The organism is Gemmiger formicilis (assembly GCF_016901605.1).
GTDB classification, from domain to species: Bacteria; Bacillota; Clostridia; order Oscillospirales; family Ruminococcaceae; genus Gemmiger; species Gemmiger formicilis_B.
Window position 1 is genome coordinate 1 of the sequence record NZ_JACJKP010000122.1, and the last position, 8898, is coordinate 8898.

Genomic DNA, 8898 nt, shown 5'->3' on the forward strand with positions numbered 1-8898 from the left:
GCCGGCATATAGTCAACGATCGCATCCAGCAGCTTCTGAACGCCGCGGTTCTTGTAGGAAGAGCCACAGACAACGGGCACGATCTCGTTAGAGATGGTAGCCTTGCGCAGCGCAGCCTTGATTTCTTCCTTGGTCAGCTCTTCGCCTTCCAGGTACTTCATCATCAGCTCTTCGTCGGTCTCGGCCACAGCCTCGACCAGCTTGTCGTGGTATTCCTGCGCCTGCGCCTTCATATCCTCGGGGATATCTTCGATGCGGACGTCGTTGCCCATATCATCATAGTAGATGTCAGCCTTCATATCGATCAGGTCAACGATACCTTTGAAGGTATCTTCCTGGCCGACAGGCAGCTGAATGGGCACACCGTTGGCATGCAGACGGTCATGCAGCATCTGCACGCAGCGGAAGAAGTCGGCACCCATGGTATCCATCTTGTTGACGTACACCATACGGGGGACCTTGTATTCGTCAGCCTGACGCCAAACGGTCTCAGACTGCGGCTCAACGCCGCCCTTGGCAGCCAGAACGGTCACAGAACCGTCCAGAACGCGCAGGGAGCGCTGGACTTCAACGGTGAAGTCCACGTGGCCCGGGGTGTCGATGATATTGATACGATGACGGTTCTTCTTGAAGAGAGCCGGATCGTGCTGGGTCTCGGTATGGCTCCAGTAGCAGGTGGTAGCAGCAGAAGTAATGGTGATACCACGTTCCTGTTCCTGCTCCATCCAGTCCATCGTCGCAGCGCCGTCATGCACCTCACCGATCTTGTGGTTAATACCGGTGTAGTACAGGATACGTTCGGTGGTAGTGGTCTTACCTGCGTCGATGTGGGCCATGATACCGATGTTTCTGGTCATTTGCAGAGATACATCTCTCGGCGTTGCCATGGCTTTAACCTCCTAAGACAGCGAATCAATAACGATAGTGGGCAAAAGCCTTGTTGGCCTCGGCCATCTTGTGGGTGTCCTCGCGCTTCTTGACGGAGCCGCCGACACCGTTGGTGGCGTCGATGATCTCGGCCGCCAGACGGGCAGACATGGTCTTCTCACCACGGCTGCGGCTGTACTGGGTCAGCCAGCGCAGGCCGAGGGTCTCACGACGGGCGGGGCTGACCTCCAGGGGAACCTGGTAGTTGGCGCCGCCGACACGACGGGTCTTGCACTCGAGGTTGGGCATGATGTTTTCCATCGCCTTCTCGAACATCTCGAGCGGGTCGTTGCCGGTCTTCTCCTTCACGATGTTGAATGCATCGTAAACGATCTCCTGCGCAACACCTTTTTTGCCATCCAGCATGATGTAGTTGACCAGACGGGTGACAACTTTGGAATTGTAAATAGGATCGGCCAGAACTTCGCGTTTCGCGACATTACCTCTTCTGGGCATCTTTCTTCCCTCCTTCACATAAATGATATCATCGGTACTCGAAAGTTAAGAAAACTCCCGTTGTGCCACAAAAAAGGCTTGGCCTATTTTATGGCGAAAAGATGTTTCCTTACTTCTTGGCACCGGCCTTGGGGCGCTTAGCACCGTATTTGCTGCGGGCCTGGTTGCGGTTCGCAACACCCTGGGTGTCGAGGGTACCACGGATGATGTGGTAACGAACACCAGGAAGATCCTTGACACGGCCGCCACGGATCAGAACGACGCTATGCTCTTGCAGGTTATGGCCGATACCAGGAATGTAAGAGGTGACCTCGATACCATTCGTGAGGCGGACACGGGCAACTTTACGCAGAGCAGAGTTCGGCTTCTTGGGGGTCATGGTACGCACAGCAGTGCAAACACCACGCTTCTGGGGACTGTTCAGGTTGGTGTACTGCTTCTTCTGGGAGTTGTAGCTCTTCAGAAGGGCAGGCGCGGTGCTCTTCTGAACCAGAACCTCACGGCCTTTGCGCACGAGCTGGTTAAAAGTAGGCATTTCTTTTCTCCTTTCTTCACGTATTCACGCTTGTTTTGCGGCAGGCACTGCCTTACGGCCGAACTTTGCCGCGCAAACTCACGCATTTGTTATTTTATAGGAAAGAACCTGCGTTGTCAAGAGTATTGCCAAAAAAAACGCAGAAAAATCGTGCAAAACGGAGATTTTTTCTGTTGCGTTCAAAAATTATACAGTAAGACTCGTTTTGTCTGCTTTCTTATGGCCTCCATTATATATAAAGGCTGAAACTGTGGTTCTTATATGGTTATGCCCTGCCGCTGTAATAGCGACCCAAAAGCCGCCTGCCTGTTCCGAGTTTAAATGATGTATATTTTCATTATTAGGAGAATGCCCTTTTGAGATCTTTTATGCGAGAAGGCTTTCACAATGTTTTCATACATATACTGCGAAATGCACTTATAATCGTGCCTGCATATCGATTTGTTTGTTAATAATGCACAAATATAGAGCCTGATTTTTTCTGATTAAGTCTTGCAATTCTATTGCACATTTCCATTTGCTTTGTTATAATCAAAGCGTAGAAGCTCCTTACCCGGGAGCGTCAAAATTAAGGAGGTATCAATTATGAAAAAACTGCTCGCGTTCCTGCTTTCCGTATGCATGGTCTCTGTTTTTGCTGTACCGGCTTTTGCCGATGCCAACAGTGATTACATTGCTGCCGTCAAAGCCTATCAGGCACAGGTAGCCGCCAAAGAAGCGGCATACACCGCTGCCGTGCAGGCCGCCGCACAGCAAGCTCAGGCAAAAGCCGATGCCGAATGCCTTGCCGTAATTGCTGCTGGTAAGGCCGCACAGGCCAAGGCAGATGCCGATGTTGCTGCTGTTATCGCAGCTGGCAAGGCTACCCAGGCCGCTGCCGACCAGCGTGAAGCCGCCTATGCTGCTGCTGTAAAATCGTACCAGCAGCAGGTAGCCGCCAAGGAAGCTGCTTATACCGCCGCTGTTATGGCCGCTGCGAAAGACGCCCAGGCGAAAGCTGACGCTGATGTCGCTGCCGTGATCGCCGCTGGTAAGGCCGCGCAGGCCAAGGCCGACGCTGATGTTGCTGCCGTGATTGTTGCCGGTAAGGCCGCTCAGGCTGCTGCCGATCAGCGTGAAGCTGCTTACGCCGCTGCCGTGAAGAATTATCAGGCGCAGATCGCTGCTAAGGAAGCTGCTTATATCGCCGCTGTTCTTGGCCAGTAATATGTTGATTTGGTTTCCCTGAGCCAGATCAGACAATACTTACAACGAATAAAATCCCCCGCAGGATCTCCTGCGGGGGATTTTTATTTAGACTGATTTACTGCAGTTTGGCGAGCGTAGCTTCCGCGTCATCCAGAATCCGTTCGAATTTTTCCAGTGCTGCATCTACCGGCGCCGGGGTTGCCAGATCTACACCGGCATGGCGCAGCTCATCCAGCGGATAAGCACTGCCGCCCATGGACAAGAACTCGCGGTAACGCTGCACCGCAGGCTGGCCTTCTTTCAGAATACCTTCCGAAAGCGCCACCGCCGTGGAATAACCGGTTGCATACTTGTACACATAGAAGGGACGATAGAAGTGCGGAATCCGTGCCCACTCATACTGGACTTCCTCATCCATTACCAGTTCCGGACCGAAGTAATCCTCTACCAGACGCTTATACAAGGCGTTGAGTGTCGACGGATCGAGCGCCTCACCCCGTTCTGCCATGGCGTGAGCATCCCGTTCAAATTCCGCGAACATAGCCTGACGATAAACCGTTCCTTTGAAGTTCTCCAGATACTGATTCAAGAGGTACAGCCGCATCTTCGGGTCCTGCTCTTTTTCCAGAAGCTGTTCGATCAGCAGGTTCTCGTTGACAGTGGAAGCAACCTCGGCTACAAACAGCGTATAATCTGCGTACTGAGGCGGCTGATGGCGGTTGGAATGCCAGGTATGCATGCTGTGGCCCATCTCATGCGCCAGCGTGGAAACGCTGTCCAGCGTGCCCGTATAGTTGGTAAGAATATAGGGGTTAGAGTCATAGGTGCCGGAAGAATAGGCGCCGCCGCTCTTGCCCTTGTTGGGGTAAACATCGACCCAACGGTCAGCAAAAGCCTGGCGAACCAGTGCACAATAATCTTCACCCAAAGGGGCCACCGCATCCAGCACCATCTGCTGCGCCTGTTCGTAGGTATAGTGAACTTTGACTTCCTCTACCAGCGGGGCATACACATCGTAGTAATGCAGATCCTCGACGCCCAGGATCTTCTTACGCAGCGCCACATAGCGATACATGGCCGGCATGTGCTTACGAACGGTGGCAATCAGATTATCGTACACTTCGGCAGGGATGTTCTCCCCTGCCATGGACATAGCGCGGGAAGAATCGTAATGACGGAGCGCCGCCTCTGCCGTAGCTGCCTTCACCGCACCTGCGTACGACGAAGCAAAAGTGTTGATATGCTGGCGATAGCCTTTGTAATAGCTCTGGAAGGCATTTTTGCGCAGCGTGCGGTCCGTAGACATCTGCAGGGTGATATAGTTGGAACCGGTCACTTCCACCGTATTGCCATTGTCATCCTGTACCGCATCAAACACCATGTCGGCATCCTGCAGATTGTCTGCAATTTCTGCGGGAGCTCCCAAGGCCTCACTCAGCGTCGCCAACACTTTTTCTTCCGGTGCACTCAACGTATGAGGTTTCTGGCGAAGCAGATTCTCCATTGTGAACTTGTGATCTGCCAGCTGTTCATCTTCCACAATTGCTTTGAGCGTTTCTTCCGGCAGAGAGAGAATTTCCGGCTCCGCAAAGGACATAGCAGCCAAAGCCTGTGCATATTTTGCGGTAACGCGGGCGTACATGCTCTGCCCTGCTTCTGCACGGGTATCCTCACTGCGCCGCAGAGAAGCGTAACCATACAGATTGGACAGCTTACGGATAAAATCCGTGCTGGCGTCCAGATAAGCCCCAATGGAAACCGCATCTTTCAAGGTACCGGCAAAAGCGGACAATCCCTGAATTCGCTCATCCATGGTGGCAAAGTCGGCTTCCCATGCTGCATCATCACGGTACATCGGCGTCAGGTCCCACTGATACTGCGGGTCAATTTCGCTGCGCTCTTTGAGTACTTCCATCTCAGACATAAAGTCCTCCTTATTTACACAAAATTTCTTGCCATTCCGCAGGTTTGAACCCTACGAGAACAAAATCGTCATCAATCAGCAGCGGGCGTTTCACCAACATGCCATCCGTTGCCAGCAGCTTCAGCTGCTCCTCTTCCGGCATAGCCGGCAGCTTGTCTTTCAACCCCAAGGATTTATAGGCAAGACCACTAGTGTTGAAAAAACGTTTGAGCGGCAAACCGCTGCGTGCGTACCAGGTACGCAGTTCTTCTTCCGAAGGATTTTCTTCTTTAATATGCCGCGTTTCATACGCAATGTTGTGCTCATCCAGCCATTTTTTGGCTTTCTGACAAGTGGAACACGGTGGATACTGTAAAAATACCACAGAATCACTTCCCTTCTGTTTCCTGACTCCAGTATTATCAATTATACCCAATTCCCTATACAGCGTCAACCAACACAAAAATCCCCGCCACATCCGTGACGGGGATTTTTTATAATCAATTAATGGTCGTAGGCAGCTTCAGCAGCATCGCGGGCGATTTCTGCCTCTTCGAGCTCCTTCTCCACTTCCGGCAGACCAGTACCGGCGGGGATCAGCTTACCAATGATGACGTTTTCCTTCAAACCGGCCAACGGGTCAGTCTTACCACGGATGGCAGCCTCGGTCAGGACACGGGTAGTCTCCTGGAAGGAAGCAGCGGACAGGAAGGAATCGGTCGCCAAGCTGGACTTGGTGATACCCAGCAGCACCTGGCTGGCCTGGACCAGCTTCAGATCGGTCTCACCGGCATCGATGCGGGCCTGGATTTCCTCGTTCTTGATCATCACATCGCGGCGGTTGACCGTGCTGCCAACGATAAAGTCGCTGGAACCGGCATCCTCAATGCGGACCTTGCGCATCATCTGACGCACGATAACTTCGATATGCTTATCGTTGATATCAACGCCCTGCAGACGGTAAACCTTCTGAACTTCGCTGATCAGATAGTTCTGGGTTGCGATGGGACCCTGAATTGCCAGAATATCCTGCGGATATGCATGGCCTTCGGTCAGCAGCGCGCCCTTCTGGACTTCGTCGCCTTCCATAACCTTCAGACGCTGACCGAACGGGATCAGGTAGCTCTTGGTGATGGGAGCGCCGTTGTCATCAAAGCCGTTGATTTCGGCATGGCGGCTCTTCTTGGTATCGTCGATATGAACGGTACCGGCGATCTCGCTCATGATGGCCATAGCCTTGGGACGGCGGCTTTCGAACAATTCCTCAACACGGGGAAGACCCTGGGTAATATCTTCAGCCGATGCAATACCACCGGTATGGAAGGTACGCATGGTCAGCTGAGTACCGGGTTCACCGATGGACTCAGCAGCGATGATACCAACGCTCTCGCCGACCTTGACGCATTCGCCGTTGGACATGTTGGAGCCGTAGCAGCGAGCGCAGACGCCCACGTGCGCACGGCAGGTCATGACGGAGCGAATCTCCAGTTCGGTAATGCCGGCATTGGCGATCTTCTCGGCATCGAACATATCCATCATCTTGTCCTTGCTGACCAGCAGTTCGCCGGTGTTCGGATCGTAGACGTCATGCAGAGCATAACGGCCGTTCAAACGCTCCTTGAAGGACTCGACAACAGAGTTGCCCTCGCTGATCTCGCGGACCCAGATACCCTCGGTAGCATGGCAGTCTTCCTCTCGGATGATCACTTCCTGAGAAACGTCAACCAGGCGGCGGGTCAGGTAACCGGAGTCGGCGGTACGAAGCGCGGTATCGGCCAAGCCTTTACGGGCGCCTCGAGAAGAGATGAAGTATTCCAAGATGTTCAGGCCTTCACGGTAGTTAGCGCGGATAGGCATTTCCAGCGTCTTACCGGCTGTATTTGCCAACAGGCCGCGCATACCGGCCAACTGCTTGATCTGGTCCATAGAACCACGAGCACCAGAGTCGGACATCATATAGATGGGGTTACGCTGGTGGTTGGTACGCAGGTTGTTGCCCAAAGCCTCGGAAACCTGCTCCGTGGCCTGCTGCCAGATAGCAACGGTGCTGCGATAACGTTCCTCGTCCGAAATAAGACCGCGGTTGAAGTTCTTCATGACCTTCTCGATCTTCTTGTCGGCCGCTGTCAGAATCTCCGGCTTTTCTTCGGGGATAATAGCATCGGGAACGGCAACCGTAATGGCAGACAGCGTGGAGTACTTATAGCCCTGTGCCTTGATGGCATCCAGCATCACGGCGCAAGCCTTGGTGCCATGCTTGGTCAGGCAGCGGCTGATGATGTCGGGCAGACCCTTTTTGGTCAGCTTGTCGGACTTGCCGCCGGAAGCGATCTTGAGGGTGCGGGGGTTCATCTCGTAATCGAACTTGTGCTCGGGGTCGGTGCGATCTACGTAGCCCAGGTCCTGAGGAATGGGGCTGTTGAAGATGATCTGGCCCATGGTAGTATCCACCAGAGCGCTCTCCTCTACCCCGTTGAAGGTCATGGTGCGGCGTACCTTGATGGGAGCCTGCAGCGTGATCAGACCTTCGGAGTAAGCCATCATGGCTTCGTTTTCGTCGCGGAAAATCTTGCCATGGCCCTTATCGTCAGGGTTGACCAGGGTCAGGTAGTAGCTGCCCAGGATCATATCCTGCGTAGGCACGGTAACGGGTTCACCGTCAGAGGGCTTCAGCAGATTGCCGGAAGCCAGCATCAGCATCTTGGCCTCGCGCTGTGCCTCGGTGGACAGCGGCAGATGGACAGCCATCTGGTCACCGTCGAAGTCGGCGTTGAAGGGGGTGCAGACCAGGGGGTGCAGCTTAATGGCGCGGCCCTCGACCAGCACCGGCTCAAAGGCCTGGATGCCCAGACGGTGCAGCGTAGGTGCACGGTTCAGCAGAACCGGGTGGCCCTTGATGACGGTTTCCAGGGAGTCCCAAACTTCGGGACGGGCACGTTCCACCATCTTGCGGGCGGACTTGATGTTGTTGGCCTTTTCCTTCTCGACCAGATCCTTCATGACGAAGGGTTTGAACAGCTCCAGCGCCATTTCCTTCGGCAGACCGCACTGATACATCTTCAGTTCGGGGCCGACAACGATAACGGAACGGCCGGAGTAGTCAACACGCTTGCCCAGCAGGTTCTGACGGAAACGACCCTGCTTGCCCTTGAGCATGTCGGACAGGCTCTTGAGCGCGCGATTGTTAGCACCGGTGACCGGACGGCCGCGACGGCCGTTGTCGATCAGAGCGTCTACCGCTTCCTGCAGCATGCGCTTCTCGTTGCGCACGATGATATCGGGGGCGCCCAGTTCCAGCAGGCGCTTCAGGCGGTTGTTACGGTTGATCACACGGCGGTACAGGTCGTTCAGATCGGAGGTGGCGAAACGGCCGCCGTCCAACTGCAGCAACGGACGCAGATCCGGCGGAATTACCGGGATCACCGTGAGGATCATCCACTCAGGACGCTGGTTGCTCTCGATGAAAGCCTCAACGGCTTCCAGACGCTTGAGCAGACGCACGCGCTTCTGACCATTGGATTTTTCCAGCTCTTCACGCAGTTCGGCAAAGAGCTTATCCAGATCGATCTCAGCCAGCAGCTTCTGGATGGCTTCTGCACCCATGCCGGCTTCAAACGTATCTTCGTACTTTTCGCGCATCTCTTTGTACTCGCGCTCGGTCAGCAGCTGCTTTTTCTCCAGCGGCGTGAAACCGGGATCGGTAACAATGTAGTTGGCGAAGTACAGGACTTTGTCCAGCTGGCGGGGGCTGATGTCCAGCATCAGGCCGATGCGGCTGGGAATGCCCTTGAAATACCAGATATGAGACACGGGCGCGGCCAGTTCAATATGGCCCATACGCTCGCGGCGAACCTTGGCGCGGGTAACTTCGACACCGCACTTGTCGCAG

General features: G+C 54.3%; 7 protein-coding genes. 1 reads left to right on the plus strand and 6 read right to left on the minus strand.

Translation table 11 applies throughout. The features are described from left to right. The 3 genes from H6B10_RS09940 to rpsL form a co-directional block, all read right to left on the minus strand. A partial coding sequence (locus H6B10_RS09940) for a GTP-binding protein (RefSeq protein ID WP_204651468.1) occupies positions 1-857 on the minus strand: 857 nt, incomplete at its 3' end. 55 nt (positions 858-912) lie between these two features. After that, entirely contained in the window at positions 913-1383 is a 471-nt protein-coding gene (gene rpsG, locus H6B10_RS09945; RefSeq protein WP_204651462.1) for a 30S ribosomal protein S7, read from the minus strand. Between the two features lie 109 nt (positions 1384-1492). Further along, the gene (gene rpsL, locus H6B10_RS09950; RefSeq protein WP_204651463.1) at positions 1493-1918 is read right to left on the minus strand and encodes a 30S ribosomal protein S12; all 426 of its coding nucleotides are present in this window, start codon (positions 1916-1918) and stop codon (positions 1493-1495) included. A 585-nt stretch (positions 1919-2503) separates the two neighbouring features. Here rpsL and H6B10_RS09955 point away from each other — a divergent pair. Continuing rightward, entirely contained in the window at positions 2504-3124 is a 621-nt protein-coding gene (locus H6B10_RS09955; protein ID WP_204651464.1) for a hypothetical protein, read from the plus strand. Between the two features lie 97 nt (positions 3125-3221). Here H6B10_RS09955 and pepF read toward each other — a convergent pair whose 3' ends face one another. From pepF to rpoC, 3 genes are all read right to left on the minus strand, one after another. Continuing rightward, positions 3222-5030: an oligoendopeptidase F gene (gene pepF / locus H6B10_RS09960; RefSeq protein ID WP_204651465.1), complete on the minus strand. Its 1809-nt coding sequence runs from the start codon at positions 5028-5030 to the stop codon at positions 3222-3224. 10 nt (positions 5031-5040) lie between these two features. Continuing rightward, positions 5041-5394: an arsenate reductase family protein gene (locus H6B10_RS09965; RefSeq protein WP_302200122.1), complete on the minus strand. Its 354-nt coding sequence runs from the start codon at positions 5392-5394 to the stop codon at positions 5041-5043. 119 nt (positions 5395-5513) lie between these two features. Continuing rightward, on the minus strand, positions 5514-8898 hold a 3385-nt coding region (rpoC, locus tag H6B10_RS09970), incomplete at its 5' end, for a DNA-directed RNA polymerase subunit beta' (protein ID WP_204651467.1).

Bases quoted from the DNA above. Each gene is read 5' to 3' on its own strand.
- pepF (WP_204651465.1), bottom strand. From the start codon at position 5,030: ATGTCTGAGATGGAAGTACTCAAAGAGCGCAGCGAAATTGACCCGCAG.
- rpsG (WP_204651462.1), bottom strand. From the start codon at position 1,383: ATGCCCAGAAGAGGTAATGTCGCGAAACGCGAAGTTCTGGCCGATCCT.
- H6B10_RS09955 (WP_204651464.1), top strand. From the start codon at position 2,504: ATGAAAAAACTGCTCGCGTTCCTGCTTTCCGTATGCATGGTCTCTGTT.
- rpsL (WP_204651463.1), bottom strand. From the start codon at position 1,918: ATGCCTACTTTTAACCAGCTCGTGCGCAAAGGCCGTGAGGTTCTGGTT.